The sequence below is a fragment of the Mesorhizobium sp. M0621 genome, from assembly GCF_040320745.1.
Lineage (GTDB): Bacteria > Pseudomonadota > Alphaproteobacteria > Rhizobiales > Rhizobiaceae > Mesorhizobium.
Genome location: NZ_JAMYQF010000009.1, coordinates 46,399 through 60,334, shown reverse-complemented (window position 1 = coordinate 60,334; position 13,936 = coordinate 46,399). Strand labels below are relative to the sequence as shown.

At 63.6% G+C, this 13,936-nt stretch carries 14 protein-coding genes; 8 read left to right on the top strand and 6 right to left on the bottom strand.

The features are described from left to right. Positions 1 to 29: 29 nt before the first annotated feature. From NKI38_RS08940 to NKI38_RS08915, 6 genes are all read right to left on the bottom strand, one after another. Positions 30 to 1,052 carry an LLM class flavin-dependent oxidoreductase gene (locus NKI38_RS08940; RefSeq protein ID WP_352656725.1) on the bottom strand — a complete coding sequence of 341 codons (1,023 nt, stop codon included), beginning with the start codon at positions 1,050 to 1,052 and terminating at the stop codon, positions 30 to 32. A gap of 70 nt (positions 1,053 to 1,122) precedes the next feature. Further along, positions 1,123 to 2,010: an ABC transporter permease gene (locus NKI38_RS08935; RefSeq protein ID WP_352656536.1), complete on the bottom strand. Its 888-nt coding sequence runs from the start codon at positions 2,008 to 2,010 to the stop codon at positions 1,123 to 1,125. Further along, a complete protein-coding gene (locus tag NKI38_RS08930) occupies positions 2,007 to 2,966 on the bottom strand; it encodes an ABC transporter permease (protein ID WP_352656534.1) in 960 nt (319 codons plus the stop codon). The genes NKI38_RS08935 and NKI38_RS08930 overlap by 4 nt, the downstream gene beginning before the upstream one ends. Positions 2,967 to 2,973: 7 nt before the next feature. Beyond that, complete coding sequence (locus NKI38_RS08925; RefSeq protein WP_352656533.1) at positions 2,974 to 4,611, bottom strand: ABC transporter substrate-binding protein; 1,638 nt, start codon at positions 4,609 to 4,611, stop codon at positions 2,974 to 2,976. Positions 4,612 to 4,645: 34 nt separating this feature from the next. Next, a complete protein-coding gene (locus NKI38_RS08920; protein ID WP_352656531.1) occupies positions 4,646 to 5,422 on the bottom strand; it encodes a DUF427 domain-containing protein in 777 nt (258 codons plus the stop codon). Positions 5,423 to 5,436: 14 nt separating this feature from the next. After that, positions 5,437 to 6,795 (bottom strand): LLM class flavin-dependent oxidoreductase, encoded by a 1,359-nt coding sequence (locus tag NKI38_RS08915; RefSeq protein WP_352656529.1) that lies wholly within the window; start codon positions 6,793 to 6,795, stop codon positions 5,437 to 5,439. A 191-nt stretch (positions 6,796 to 6,986) separates the two neighbouring features. Here NKI38_RS08915 and NKI38_RS08910 point away from each other — a divergent pair, with 191 nt between their 5' ends. The 8 genes from NKI38_RS08910 to NKI38_RS08875 all read left to right on the top strand — a co-directional run bounded on the left by NKI38_RS08910 (position 6,987) and on the right by NKI38_RS08875 (position 13,932). Then, on the top strand, positions 6,987 to 8,795 hold the full coding sequence (locus NKI38_RS08910; RefSeq protein WP_352656527.1) for a dipeptide ABC transporter ATP-binding protein: 1,809 nt from the start codon (positions 6,987 to 6,989) through the stop codon (positions 8,793 to 8,795). 223 nt (positions 8,796 to 9,018) lie between these two features. After that, positions 9,019 to 9,315, top strand: a complete 297-nt coding sequence (locus NKI38_RS08905; RefSeq protein WP_352656525.1) for a hypothetical protein — start codon at positions 9,019 to 9,021, stop codon at positions 9,313 to 9,315. Between the two features lie 125 nt (positions 9,316 to 9,440). Further along, entirely contained in the window at positions 9,441 to 10,883 is a 1,443-nt protein-coding gene (locus tag NKI38_RS08900; protein ID WP_352656523.1) for a multicopper oxidase family protein, read from the top strand. A 40-nt stretch (positions 10,884 to 10,923) separates the two neighbouring features. Further along, positions 10,924 to 11,364 carry a DUF411 domain-containing protein gene (locus NKI38_RS08895; protein ID WP_127294807.1) on the top strand — a complete coding sequence of 147 codons (441 nt, stop codon included), beginning with the start codon at positions 10,924 to 10,926 and terminating at the stop codon, positions 11,362 to 11,364. A gap of 198 nt (positions 11,365 to 11,562) precedes the next feature. Next, positions 11,563 to 12,090, top strand: a complete 528-nt coding sequence (locus tag NKI38_RS08890) for a TlpA family protein disulfide reductase (RefSeq protein WP_352656521.1) — start codon at positions 11,563 to 11,565, stop codon at positions 12,088 to 12,090. Positions 12,091 to 12,103: 13 nt separating this feature from the next. Further along, positions 12,104 to 12,439 (top strand): hypothetical protein, encoded by a 336-nt coding sequence (locus NKI38_RS08885; protein ID WP_352656519.1) that lies wholly within the window; start codon positions 12,104 to 12,106, stop codon positions 12,437 to 12,439. Continuing rightward, positions 12,439 to 13,152 (top strand): SCO family protein, encoded by a 714-nt coding sequence (locus tag NKI38_RS08880; protein ID WP_352656517.1) that lies wholly within the window; start codon positions 12,439 to 12,441, stop codon positions 13,150 to 13,152. The genes NKI38_RS08885 and NKI38_RS08880 overlap by 1 nt, the downstream gene beginning before the upstream one ends. A gap of 216 nt (positions 13,153 to 13,368) precedes the next feature. Next, positions 13,369 to 13,932, top strand: coding sequence for a hypothetical protein (locus NKI38_RS08875; RefSeq protein WP_352656516.1), 564 nt, complete (start codon positions 13,369 to 13,371; stop codon positions 13,930 to 13,932). Positions 13,933 to 13,936 lie beyond the last annotated feature (4 nt).

Below are 13,936 nucleotides of genomic sequence, written 5' to 3'. Positions count from 1 at the left end.
TGCAATGATCCGTCTTGATCGATCCGATGTCAGCGCCAGCCCAGCGCCGGCGCAACATGGGTCAGGATCGCCTCGATGACATGCGCGTTATAGGCGACGCCGAGCTGGTTGGGCACGGTGAGCAGCAGCGTGTCGGCCTCGGCGATCGCCTCATCCTGCGCCAATTCCTTGATCAGCACATCCGGCTCAGCGGCGTAGCTGCGCCCGAAGATCGCCCTGGTGTTCTCTTCGATGAAGCCGATCTGGTCGCGGCTCTCATCGCCGCGCCCGAAATAGGCGCGGTCGCGATCGTCGACCAGCGCGAAGATGCTGCGGCTGACCGAGACGCGCGGTTCGCGACTGTGACCGGCAGCCTTCCAGGCTTCGCGATAGATGCGGATCTGCTCCGCCTGCTGGATATGGAACGGCTTGCCGCTCTCGTCGAATTTGAGCGTCGAGCTCTGCAGGTTCATGCCGAGCTTCGCCGCCCATTCCGACGTGGCGTTGGTGGCCGCGCCCCACCAGATCCGCTCGCGCAGGCCCTCTGAGTGCGGCTCGAGGCGCAGCAAGCCAGGCGGATTGGGGAACATCGGCCGTGGATTGGGCTGGGCGAACCCCTCGCCGCGCAGCGTCTCGAGGAAGACCTCGGCGTGATGCCGCGCCATGTCGGCGTCGCTTTTGCCTTCCGGCGGCGCGTAGCCGAAATGGCGCCAGCCATCGATCACCTGCTCGGGCGAGCCGCGGCTGATGCCGAGCTGCAGGCGGCCGCCGGCGATGATGTCGGCAGCGCCCGCATCCTCGGCCATGTAAAGCGGATTTTCGTAGCGCATGTCGATGACGGCGGTGCCGATCTCGATGCGGCTGGTCTTGGCTCCGACTGCCGCCAGCAGCGGGAACGGCGAAGCGAGCTGGCGGGCGAAATGATGCACGCGGAAATACGCCCCGTCCGCGCCGAGCTGCTCGGCGGCGACGGCGAGGTCGATGGATTGCAAAAGCGCGTCCGAAGCCGAGCGCACTTGCGATTGCGACGAGGGCGTCCAGTGCCCGAACGAGAGGAAACCGATTTTCTTCATAGCCATGCGATATAAGGATGCGCGCCAGGCTTCAATGCAAAAGAGATTTTTCGACGCGCCCGATCAAGGCTCATGCATCGCTATTCTCGAAGGCGCCGATGCCTTGTGCGATCAGGTTGGTCGCCATGACCAGCGAGACGATAGCCGCGGAATTGAACACGACCACCCACCATTTGCCGCCGGTCAGGAAGCCGTAGCCATCGGCGACCGCCAGTCCCCAGTCGGCCGATGGCGGCTGGATGCCGAGGCCGAGAAAGCTCAGCGTCGCGATCGAAAAGAACGCGTAGCCCAGCCTTGTGACGAGCTCGATCAGGATCGTTTCCCTTATGTTGGGCAGGATTTCCAGGAACATGATGGCGAGCGGGCCTTCGCCGCCAAGCCGGGCAGCGCTGACATAGTCGCGCTCTTTCTGCTCGCGCACGGCGGCGCGAACGGTGCGCGCCACCAGCGGCGCATAGGCGATGCCGATCACCAGGATGACGGTGAGGTTCGATGGGCCGATCGCCACCAGCGTCATGGTGACGAGAACGATGAACGGAAACGCCATCAGCGTATCGAGCAGCCGCGCACCGATGGCATCGGTGAGGCCATCGAAATAGCCGAGCACCAGGCCGATGATGCTGCCGGCGGCAACGCCTGCCAGCGTCGCCAACGGCGCAACCAGCAGGATGTCGCGCGATCCAACCACGATGCGGGACAGCACGTCGCGCCCGAGCTGGTCGGTCCCGAACCAATGCGAGGCATCGGGCGGCGTCAGCGTCGCCAGAAAATCCTCGGCATAGGGATCGCAGGGAACGAAGCGATTACCGAACAGCGCGCAGGCGACCCAGAACAGCAGCAGCAGCGTTCCGATCACGACCGATGGGGGCAGTCCGGAGAAAGCACTGCCGATCCTGCGCACCGCTGGCAAACCAACTACAGCGCGCCGCAGCGCAGGAAATTCCGTCAGATCCGTCATGGAGCGGTCCGACGGCGCTGCCGCGGGTCGAGCAACGCCAGCACGAGGTCGCCCGCCGCCGCCGACAGCACGAAGATGGCCGCCATCACCAGCACGCCGGCCTCGAGCATCGGAAAATCGCGTGCCTTGGCCGCGTTCAGAACCAGATTGCCAAGCCCCTGGATGCCGAACAGCGCCTCGATCACCACCAGCCCGCCAAGCATGTATCCGGTCTGTGTCGCCAGCACCGCGATGGTCGGCGTCAGCGCATTGCGCAGCACATGCCGAAAGATAATTTCGCGCCGCTCGAGTCCCTTCAGGACGGCGGTGCGTGTGTAGTCGGCGGCGATCGCCTCGATCACCCCTGCCCGCGTCATCCGGGCGATGTAGCCGGCAAGATTGAGCACCAGCGGCAACGCCGGCAGGATCAGATAATAGCCATGCGTCCAGAAGCCGGCGCCATCGGGCGCAACGCCGGAGATCGGGAACCAGTTCAGCCACAGGCCGAAAACGATGAGCAGCATCAGGCCGGAAACGAAATCCGGCACAATGCCGAAGGAAACGCCCGCCATCACGATCAGCCGGTCGATCAGGCGGCCGGCATTGAGACCGGCAACGACGCCGGCACCAACGCCGAGCGGAATGAGAAAAATCAGAATAATGCCGGCAAGGGCCGCGGAGCGCTTGAGGCTTTCGAGCACGAACGGCGCCACCGGTCCGCGCATCGACAGCGAGGTGCCGAAGTCACCGGTCACGGCCTTACTGAACCAAAGCCAATACTGGACGAGAACCGGCTGGTCGGCGCCCAGCCGCTTGTTCAGTTCCGCCACCGCTTGCGCGTCGGCAAACGGGCCGAGCATCACGCGGCCGACATCGCCGGGCAGAACCTGCCCGGCAAAAAACACCAGGATGCTGACCAGCCACAGCGTGAGGACAAGTGTGCCCACACGCGCTGAGAGAATGCGGCCGGTCAGCATGTCGCGATCATGCCTGGACGAAGGAAACGCGGTCGAGCAGAAGATGCGAGATTGCGGTGAAGCGAACGCCCTCGACCTTCGAGCTGACAATCCGGCTGTATTGCGAGAAGTAGCTGATGATCGCCGGCGTCTCGTCGAGGAGCAAGGTCTGGATCTTGCCGGCAACGAGGCGCTGGGCATTGAGGTCGCGTGCCTTGGAGTAATCGAGCAACAGCGCATCATAGGCCGGGTTGTTGAAATGCGCCGCGTTCCAGGCTCCCGAACTCTTCAGCGTGGCGTTGAGGAAGATGTCGGGCGTGCCGCGATGGCCGTAGTCGGTGATGCCGAGCACCGAATCCAGCCAGGGCGAACTGCCGAAGGTCGCCGAGCCGTAATAGGCGTCTTGTGGCAAGACATTGAGCTTGACGTCGATGCCGGCTTTTTTGGCGAAGTTCTGGATGATCACCGCATAATCGGGAATGTCATAGGCGCGCTCGGTGGTCAGCGTCACCTCGAAGCCGTTGGGCACGCCCGCCTCGCCGAGCAGCCGCTTGGCCTCCGCAATGTCCTGCTTGCGCTGCGGCACCGACGGATCGGCAGATGGGAAGATCGGCGCGAACGGCGTGTCATTGCCGACGATGGCGCGGCCCTTGAGCAGGCCCTTGACCACCGCCTCACGGTCGATGGTGAGCGCCAGCGCGCGGCGGATGCGCTTGTCGGTGAACGGCGCCTGGTCGGTGCGCAGATGCACCTGGTCATGCGAGCTTGCCTGCACGCTCAGCAGCTTGAAATTGGGATTGCCCTCGATCGCCAGTTCCAGACGTGTCGTGCTCGGGATGACGTCGAGCTGGCCGGCCTGCAGCGCCAGCACCTGCGCCTGCTCGTCGTCGAAGAACTTGATCTCGACCCGGTCGGGCAGCGCCTTGTCGCCCCAGTAATCCTCATTGCGCACGAAGCTGGCGCCCTGCTTGGGACGGAAGGATTCGAGCTTGAACGGGCCGGTGCCGTTGAAAGTCTTCTCGAAATCGCCGGCATAGTCGGCCGGCAGGATGACGGCATTGTAGACGTCGGAAGAGACATAGAAGGGGAAGTTGCTGTTCGGACCGTCGAGGTCGAAGGCCACGGTTTCGTCGTCGACCAGCTTGGCGCCGCCCTTGGACAGGATGCCCTTGTAGGCCGACAAGGCAGACGAGCCGCTGGCCGGATCGACCAGCCGCTCGAAGCTCGCCACCACGTCTTTGGCGGTGACCGCGCGGCCGTCGTGGAATTTCACCCCTTGCCGCAATTTGAAGGTCCAGCGGCTGGCCGTCTCGTCGGCCTCCCAGGACAGAGCGAGCTTCGGCTGCAGACCGTCCTTTGGGTCGTCGAGGATCAGATATTCGCCGACCTGGCTGATCACCCCGATGCTGGCCGGATCGGTCACCGAAACCGGATCGATCGCCTTGGTCGGCTGGCCGAGCCCGACACGCACCGTGCCGCCTGCTGCGGCCGCGGCGCGCGCGCCTCCCAGCCCTTGCGAGGCGGCAAAGCCGGTCAGGCCGAGCAGTGCGGCATATTTCAGGAGATCGCGGCGCTTGAGAAAGCCGCCCTGATATTCGTCGACGGCGACATTCCAGATGTCCCCCGACAGGTTGCGAACTGCGTCGATATCTCTGTGTTTGGTCATGTTAAACCCCTGCTCCGATATGAAGATTGAAAAGCTATGCGACGGGTTCGCCGTCGAGATGGATGCGGTCGACGGCCTGCGGATAGAAGGCAATGAGGCCTTTGATCTTCGGCATTTCGTCGATCGGGTCGCGGTAGCTCCAGGCGATATCCGGGCGCACCGAGCCGTCGCTCAGCAGGCCCGACCAATAGGAGGCGATGCCCTTGTAGGGACATCGCGTCGTTGTGACGGACGCCGTCAGCCGCTCCAGCCGGATGTCTTCCGCCGGCAGGTAGAAGCGGGTCGGCAGATGCGTCTCGAACAGCAGCACCGGGCGATGGCTGTCGGCGATCGGCTCGCCGTCGAACCAGACCTGCACATGGCTCGTGCTTCGCAGCACATCGATGCGCGCATAAGGGTCTCGCGCGTGGACGAAGACTTCCTCTTCCTCCTCGAACCATTGGTCGACGGCTTTCCAGGTGAAGGCGATGCGCCCTGCCAGCGGCGCCAGCGCTTCGTCCGGCGGCGAGATGAACGCCCACGCCGCGTTGGCACTGCGCCTGTCGCCGCTGTCGATATCCCAATAGGCGGTCTCGCCACCGACTGGATGCGGTTCGCGATGCAGCGAAGGCTTCAGCACCGACGGGTCGACCGATGACGGCGGGAAGAAATAGATCGGCAGGAAATGGTTGGAGCGCAGCACCAGCACGTTACGGCTGTCGGCGATGGTGCGGCCGCCGAATTTGACCCGCACGCGCTTGGGGCTGTGCAGGACATTGACGAGCTGCGGAGCGGTCGTTTCGCGCGGCTGCAATCTTGGGGCGACAGTCATGATCGTTCTCCCGGTCAGGACACGGCGCGCGCATTGTCGCGCTGCTCGGCGAAGCGGTTAGCGGGCCGCGCCAGGCCGAGGCGGTCGCGCAGCGTTCCCGGCGCGTATTCGGTCGGGAAGACGCCACGGCGCTGCAGTTCCGGCACCACCTGTTCGGCGAAATTCACCCAGTCCTCGGGCAGCAGCGGGAACATCAGGTTGAAGCCGTCGGCGGCACCCGAAACGAACCAGTCTTCGAGCTGGTCGGCGATCTGTACCGGCGTGCCGGCGACGGTCGGCACCGAACCGCTGTTGGCGAGCTTGCGGGCGATCTCACGCAGGCTGAGATTCTGCTTCGCCCACTGCTTGACCCGGTTGAGCGACGTGCGCCCGCCATTGAAGGTGCTTTCGTCCGGCAGCGGCGGCAGCGGCCCGTCCGGCGGAAACACCGATAGGTCCAGCCCGCTCCAGCTAGACAAAAGATCGATGCCGACCTGATCCGGCAGCAAGGTCTGCAGATATTCCTGCTTTTCCCGGCCTTCCGCCTCGGAAGCCGCCACGATCGGCAGGATGCCGGGCAGGATCTTGAAGCTTTCCGGCGGCCTGCCGTGGCGGGCGAGACGCTCGTTGATGTCCTGACGGTACTTGATGCCGTCTTCCCTGGTGCTGAAGATGGCGAAATGCACGTCGGCCTGGGCGGTGGCGAAATTCTTGCCGTCCTCGGACGAGCCTGCCTGGACGATCAGCGGATGGCCCTGCGGCGGCCGCGAGACGTTGAGCGGCCCGCGCACCTTGAAATGCTTGCCCTTGTGGTCGATGGGATGGACCTTGTCGGGGTCGGCGAAATAGCCTGACGCCTTGTCGATCAGCAGCGCCTCGTCTTCCCAGCTGTCCCACAGCGCCTTGACGATATCGAGGAATTCGGCGGCGCGCTCATAGCGGAACGCATGTTCGATATTGCCGTCACGGCCGAAATTGCGCGCCTCCTCGTCCATCGCCGAGGTGACGACGTTCCACGACGCCCTGCCCTTGCTGATATGGTCGAGCGAGGCAAACATGCGCGCCACATTGTAGGGCTCGCTGTAGGAACTCGACGCCGTGGTGATCAGGCCGATATGTTTGGTCACGCCAGCCAGCGCCGACAGCAGCGTCAGCGGTTCGAGGCGGGCATTGGCATAGTGGGCAACGCCGCTCTTGACCGAATCCCAGATCGAAACGTGGTCGGCGACGAAGATGGTGTCGATCCTGGCACGTTCGGCCGCCTGCACGAGATCGCGGTAGAACTCGAAATCCAGCACCTCTCGGCCCGGCGCCCGCGGGTGGCGCCACGACATCCGATGATCGCCCTGCGGGTTGAAGAAAAATGCGCTGAGGATCATGTGGTCTCGAGCCATGCCGGCCTCCTTCCAGATCTGCTCGGGAGACCGTCGCGCTGCCTCGGCAAGCGGCGACAATCTCTCCTGAACGATGAAAGGTAGATTGCGCTCTAGCCTAATTCGAGTAATTTTATAGAGATTATGTATTGCGAAAGCGGAAGCGATTGCCATCGATCGCGGCGCTGGAAGAAAGTGGTTTCAAGCTCCCAATGTCCTCCTCGGTTCTGAACGTCGACCAGCTTTCCATCGCCTATGACGGGCGCAACGGATCGCACCCCGCCGTCAGCGGCGTGTCGCTGCGCATCGGCGAAGGCGAAGCGCTCGGCCTGGTCGGCGAGTCGGGATCGGGGAAAAGCTCGGTGGCGCTCGCCATTCTGCGCTATCTGCCGAAGAACGCGCGCCTCGCTGCGTCAGCGCTGGAATTCCAGGGCCGGGAAATCCGCGACCTCTCCGCCGAGCAGCTGCGCCAGCTCAGGGGAAACCACATCGCCGCCGTCTATCAGCATCCGGGCGCGGCCCTCAATCCAAGCATGACGATCAGCCGGCAGATCACCGAGACGATCATGCGGCATCGCCCGGTTCGCCGCGACGAGGCGCGCGAGCGGGCTTCCGAACTGCTCGGGCGAGTCCGGGTGAGCCATCCAGAGCGGGTGCTGGGGCTCTATCCGCATGAATTGTCCGGCGGCATGCAGCAGCGCGCCAACATCGCCATTGCGATTGCGCTCGACCCGTCGCTGCTGGTGCTGGACGAGCCGACGACAGCGCTGGATGCCAGCATCCAGTCCGAGATCATCGCCATCCTCTCCGACCTGCGCAAGGATCACAAAACCAGCATCCTGCTGATCAGCCACGACATCCACATGATCCGCCGCTCCTGCGACCGGGTGGCGGTAATGCAGTCGGGAGCCGTGGTCGAAAGCGGTGCTGCCGGCGATGTCTTCGACAACCCCTCTCATGCCTACACAAAGGCGCTCATCGCCTCCATCCCGGCGCTCAACTACACCAAGCGGGACGGAAGACTGGCGGAGACGGACGGCCTGCCATCGCATCCGGCAACCCTCGATGAAGAAGCCGGCCCGCCAAAAGAACGCCGGATCGCGATCGCCTGCAAAGGCATCAGCCATTCTTTCGGCAGCCAGCCAGTGCTGCACGAGATCGATCTCGACATCGGCCAGGGCGAGACCTTCGGGCTGATCGGCGAATCCGGTTCCGGCAAATCGACCCTGGCACGGATCGTCACCGGCCTGCAGACGCCAGACGCCGGATCAGTCGAGCTGTTCGGCAGGACGGTCGCGCCGCGCGTCGAAAAGAGGAACCTCGCCGAACGCCGCGACATGCAGATGGTCTTCCAGTCGCCGGATCGCACGCTCAACCCGCGCCAGCGGATCGGCCGGATCCTCGGCCGTCCGCTGCGCCGGCTCGCCGGCCTGCGCCGAAGCGAAGTGAGAGCACGCATCAGCGACCTGCTGCAATCGGTTCGCCTCACCTGCGCCACGGCCGAGCAGAAATCGCGGTCGCTGTCCGGCGGCCAGCGGCAAAGGGCGGCGATCGCGCGGGCCTTTGCCGGCGTGCCGAAGGTCGTCGTGCTCGATGAACCGACCTCGGCGCTCGACGTCTCCGTCCAGGCGACCGTTCTCAACCTGCTCAACGACCTGCAGCGCGACAAGGACACGACCTATCTGTTCATCAGCCACGACCTCAGGGTGGTGCGCTACATGGCCGACAGGATCGGCGTACTCTATCGCGGCCGCCTCGTCGAGACCGGCTCATCCGACCAGATTTTTCGCGGCCCCAACCACCCCTATACGGCACTGCTTCTGGCGGCGTCTTCCGACGAGGCCGAGCCGAAGCCGTCCGCTCCAGTCGAGATCGAGGCCGCCGGCATCCCGAACACAGGATGCTCCTTCGCCGACCGCTGCCCCCTGGTCCTGCCCGAGTGCAGAACGGCAGAGCCACCCGCCAGCCAGGTCGCAGCCGGCCACCGGATCGCCTGCTGGCGGCACGGCCAGGCTTTGTAAGCAGGATCACCGGCAGTCCGAAGGCCCGCAACAGCAGGGTTCCTTCTCAGGCACGATGCGATGCCGGGATTGTCGCAGCATTGGAATCCGACTTGCAAATGCCGTCTTTTGAGGCCAGCCTAGATGCATGATGGCACGCCGGTCGCCAAAACATGTCCTTGTCATGCTGCTCGCGGTATTCCTGACCGCCGGATTCAGCCTGTCTGCCGCTCAGGCAAGCCTCATGTCGGCGAAGATGATGATGACGACTGGCAGCGGCATGACCATGCCTGCCGACACCGGCATAGCCAAGATGGCCGACACCGCCATGAATGGCGACTGCAACGCCTGCCTCAAGGGCGCGGGCGACACCGGCAAACCGATGCATTGTCCGCCGACCTGCATCGCGCTGGTGCTCGCGGTGTTGCCGCTCGAGTTCGCGGTGATGACTGTGACCCGGGCATCGCTGCCGACCCCGTTCCTTCACGGGCGAAGTTCCGTGCCCGACCCATTCCCTCCCAAATCCACCGATCTCGTCTGACGCCGTTTCAGCCATCCCGCGGCTGATTTCCGGCGTTTGATTGCCGCTGGCGCTTGCACCGGCAGGCACACAGCAATTCGACGTCGAGAGGCTCGCCGTCGATCGAGATCGCAAAGGGCTTGAGAGTGAGTATCGATTCCAGTCATTCCATTTCACGCCGCAGGTTTGTCCTTGCGGCGGCGAGCGTTGCTGCGGCCACCCTCGTGCACCCCGCAACGCCAAGAGCATCCGCCGTCGATGAGCGCCGTATCAGGATCGCGCCAGGCCACGCCAGCTTCACCAGCCCTGACGGTCCGCTTACTCCTGTCTGGGCGTATGACGGGACGGTCCCCGGCCCGATGCTGCGCCTGCGCCAGGGCCGACCCGCTCGCATCACTGTCGAGAACGCATTGGACGAGGAAACCACGGTCCATTGGCATGGCATCCGCCTGCAAAACGCCATGGACGGAGTGCCTGGCCTGACGCAGCCGCCGATCAAGCCGGGAGAAGATTTCGTCTATGAATTCACGCCGCCCGACGCCGGCACCTTCTGGTACCATCCGCATGCCAACAGCCTTGTACAGCTCGGCCGCGGGCTCGCCGGCGCCCTCATTGTCGAGGAGACCGAACCCGTTACCGTCGACCGCGACCTCTTGTGGTTGCTGCAGGACTGGCGGCTTGCCGACGACGGTCAGATGGCGCCCGGCTTCGGCAGCGCGATGGACGCGGCGATGTCCGGCCGCGTCGGCAACGTCGTCACCATCAACGGCACGGCGCCGGCCGACCAGAGCGTAAGGGCGGGCGAACGCGTCAGGCTGCGGCTGGCCAATGCCTCGCTTGCCCGCATCATGGCACTGCGCTTCGAAGGCCACCGCCCGGTCGTCGTGGCGATCGACGGCCAGCCCTGTGATCCGCATGAACCGGAGGACGGCCGTCTTGTTCTGGCACCTGCCATGCGCATCGATGTCGTGATCGATATGCAGGGCGACCCAGGCAAGCATTACACGGTGATCGACGACTTCTACGACGGCCTCGCCTACACGCTGACCACGCTTGCCTATGACGGGGCATCGCCGCTGCGGGCCCATCCTCTCGGTACGCCGCTTGGCCTGCCGCGCAACCCGTTGCAGCAACCCGATCTCGCAAGCACCGAGCGCCAGGAGATCGTCCTGCAAGGCGGCATGATGGGTGGCGGCAAGCTCGCCGGCGTCGGCGGCATGATGGGCATGGCGACACCCGGCATGAAGGGTGGCGCTGCCTGGGCGATCAACGGCATGTCGATGACCGGTGACGGCCACGTCGGCATGGCGCCGCAGTTCACCCTGCCCCGCGGCGCAACCTGTCATCTCACAATGCGCAACGAAACTGCCTGGTGGCATCCGATGCATGTCCATGGCTTCAGCATGCTGGTGCTTGCGCGCAATGGTTCGACGGTGCCGCGCCGGCAATGGCAGGACACGGTGCTGCTGGCTCCCAAGGACACGATCGAATGCGCCTTCGTCGCCGACAATCCCGGCGATTGGATGCTGCACTGCCATGTCGCCGACCACCAGATGGCCGGCCTCATGACGGTGTTTCGAGTGACCTGATTTTCTCGTCAACAACGTCAAGACAACAAGGAGAACTGCAATGAAACTGACTTACTCTCTCGCCGCTTTTGCAGTCGCAATCGCCATGCCGCTGCCAGCTGTCGCGGCGACCATCAACGCGGTGATGTACAAGAACCCGCAATGCAGCTGCTGCGAATCCTATGCCAACTATCTGGAACACAACGGTTTCAAGGTCGACATTAAGCCCGTCAACAATCTGTCCCAGATCAGCAGTGACGCCGGTGTGCCGGCGGACCTCGAAGGCTGCCACACGCTGATGGTCGACGGCTATGTCGTCGATGGCCTGGTGCCGGTCGATATCGTCAAGAAACTGCTGACGGAGCGGCCCGCCATCACCGGCATCACGCTGGCCGGCATGCCGACCGGTGCTCCCGGGATGGGTGGCGAGAAGGCCGGCCCCTTCATCGTCTACGCGTTCACCAAGGACGGCAAGGCGCCCACCGTCTACGCGACGGACTGAAAGGCAATCGCGATGTCTGCCGATATGTCGGATTGCCCTGCCCGAACCTGGCTCGCCATGATGTTGATCCTTTGCCGGGTTTCTCGTGCCGTTGCTCCTGCTGCTCGGCGTAGCGGCGCTCGGAAAATACTCGCTGACAGGTCGGCAAATCCCAAGCGGCCGCGCGGACCTTCGGCCCGAGTCGAAGGAGCAACAGCCATGAAGATGGTCGCTCTCGCTCTCTTCGGCGCACTGCTCGCGGTGCCTGGATCTGCGACGGCCGGCGAGCCGCCGCAGAATTTTGCCGTTCAAGCGAGCCCGCAGCCGCTTCCGGAGATTCAGTTCCAGGATGGCGATGGGCAACCCAAAACGCTCGCCGATTTTTCCGGCAAGATCGTGCTGCTCAACATCTGGGCGACATGGTGCGCTCCCTGCCGCAAGGAAATGCCGACGCTCGACAGGCTGCAGGCCAAACTCGGTGGGCCGGACTTCGAGGTCGTCGCGCTGTCGATGGATCGCGGCGGACCGGACAAGGTGAAAAAGTTCTTCGCCGAGATCGGCATCGAGCATCTCGCCCTCAACATCGACACGTCGGGCAAGGCGATGTTCACGCTCGGCGCCCCCGGCCTTCCCATGACATTGCTGATCGATCGCCAAGGCAAGGAGGTCGGCCGCCTGATTGGTCCGGCTGAATGGGATGCTCCCGACATGGCCGACTTCATCCGCAGCTATTTCGCTGCCAACTGAGAAGGAATTCACTGTGACCACTACAGAACTGATCCGAGCCAAGGAGGCCTCGTTCGGTCGCAATGTCCTCGCCTCCATTCGCTACTATCTCGGCGGCCGACATGGCTTCCCCGCATTGGCGGCGGCCGTGATCGTCGCAGGCCTTGCATTCAACTGGAGCTGGCTGGTCGCGGCGGGCGTCGCGCCGCTGCTTCTCAGCGTTTTGCCCTGCGTCGCAATGTGCGCGCTTGGCCTCTGCATGCACAAGATGACAGGCCGCGCCTGTCCGGCCGAAGACGGTTCCCCCAAAGCGGACGAGGTCACCGATGGTCCGACAACGGTGCCCGCCGATCTGAAAGGCAACAGTTGATGCCAGTCCGTATCCAAGAATGGATGCATTTCCTGCGGTGCCTGATTTCCGTGGCTGCCCTGGTCGTGGGTTTCGTCCACGGCGCGCAAGCGCACTCGCTCGAAGAACTCGACACCACGCTTCAGGGCGACGAAAAGTATTTCCAGCAGATCGACAAACCCGCGCCCGACTTCACGCTGCGCACCGCAGACGGGCACATGGTGCGGCTGGCTGATCTGCGTGGCAAGGTTGTTATCCTCCATTTCATCTACACATCGTGCACGGACGTTTGTCCATTGCATGCCGAGAAGATCGCCGAGATCCAGAAAATGGTGAACGGCACGCCGATGGAGGACCAGGTCACCTTTGTCAGCATCACCACAGATCCGACGAGAGACACGCCAGACGTGATGCGAAAGTACGGGCCAACGCATGGGCTCGATCCCGTCAATTGGGTGTTCCTGACCACGCCCCAGGACCAGCCGGAGGACGCCACCCGCACGCTGGCGGAAGCTTTTGGCCACAAATTCACCAAAACGGACGACGGCATTCAGGCGCACGGCATCGTCACGCATGTGATCGACAAGGAGGGCCATTGGCGCGCGAATTTCCATGGCCTGGATTTCGCACCGATCAATCTCGTCACCTTGGTCAATGCGCTGACCAATAGCATCGAGCGGCCGCATCACGAACAGCAAGAGGGCTGGCTGGCGAAATTAAAGAACCTTTTCTGAAGCATCATCCGAAGGAAGGAGAACCCTATGATCTATAATTCAGGGCAATTCGGCGGAGTTTCCGGCAAAATGGCCCGTTCCCTCATGCTGGCCATTGCAACGCAGCCGCCAGGTGGCGCCGATCATGGCGGGCTTCGTCGTCGGCGACCAGATTTTCCCGGGCGCGACCGATCTTGCGACCATGAAGAGCCTGGTCGAGCAGGCCAGGTCCGCCAAATGAGCCAGATATCGCACCCCAGTCGACGAACGGTTCTGGGCGGCATTTTTGGGACCGCCGCGATTATTGGCTTCCTCAGGGATACGGAATTGGCAATCGCCGCGGAGGATCCAGGTCTGGCGAGCCGCTTCAAAGACCTCAGCGAAAACGGCAACAGCACATGTTCGGCCAAATTTACGGAGTCGATCGCCACCATGCCGAGCACCTCGCGGATCAAGGGCTCGTGCTGCAGCCCGATGGAAATGAAGCGCTATGTCGAGCAGGTGAACGGCCTGGCCAGATACCGCGACATCGCGATGATCCCGAGCGATCCGTACGATATCCCGGCGGGCGTCGCGCAGAAGATGATGCCTTACTACGATGTGACACTTACCAGCGCCGAACAGCGGATCTACGACTATGCGATGGCAAATTCCGAGGAGAAGGGTCCGTGCTGCTGCCAATGCTGGCGCTGGAAAGTGTATGGCGGCCTGGCGAAATACCTGATCCGCGAGCACGGCTTCATCGGCAAGCAGATCGTCGATGTCTGGGACCTGTCCGACGGCTGCGGCGGCGGCATGTGAAATT

Bases quoted from the DNA above. Each gene is read 5' to 3' on its own strand.
- NKI38_RS08925 (WP_352656533.1), bottom strand. From the start codon at position 4,611: ATGACCAAACACAGAGATATCGACGCAGTTCGCAACCTGTCGGGGGAC.
- NKI38_RS08915 (WP_352656529.1), bottom strand. From the start codon at position 6,795: ATGGCTCGAGACCACATGATCCTCAGCGCATTTTTCTTCAACCCGCAG.
- NKI38_RS08895 (WP_127294807.1), top strand. From the start codon at position 10,924: ATGAAACTGACTTACTCTCTCGCCGCTTTTGCAGTCGCAATCGCCATG.
- NKI38_RS08930 (WP_352656534.1), bottom strand. From the start codon at position 2,966: ATGCTGACCGGCCGCATTCTCTCAGCGCGTGTGGGCACACTTGTCCTC.
- NKI38_RS08935 (WP_352656536.1), bottom strand. From the start codon at position 2,010: ATGACGGATCTGACGGAATTTCCTGCGCTGCGGCGCGCTGTAGTTGGT.
- NKI38_RS08910 (WP_352656527.1), top strand. From the start codon at position 6,987: ATGTCCTCCTCGGTTCTGAACGTCGACCAGCTTTCCATCGCCTATGAC.
- NKI38_RS08890 (WP_352656521.1), top strand. From the start codon at position 11,563: ATGAAGATGGTCGCTCTCGCTCTCTTCGGCGCACTGCTCGCGGTGCCT.
- NKI38_RS08940 (WP_352656725.1), bottom strand. From the start codon at position 1,052: ATGAAGAAAATCGGTTTCCTCTCGTTCGGGCACTGGACGCCCTCGTCG.
- NKI38_RS08875 (WP_352656516.1), top strand. From the start codon at position 13,369: ATGAGCCAGATATCGCACCCCAGTCGACGAACGGTTCTGGGCGGCATT.
- NKI38_RS08905 (WP_352656525.1), top strand. From the start codon at position 9,019: ATGTCGGCGAAGATGATGATGACGACTGGCAGCGGCATGACCATGCCT.
- NKI38_RS08880 (WP_352656517.1), top strand. From the start codon at position 12,439: ATGCCAGTCCGTATCCAAGAATGGATGCATTTCCTGCGGTGCCTGATT.
- NKI38_RS08920 (WP_352656531.1), bottom strand. From the start codon at position 5,422: ATGACTGTCGCCCCAAGATTGCAGCCGCGCGAAACGACCGCTCCGCAG.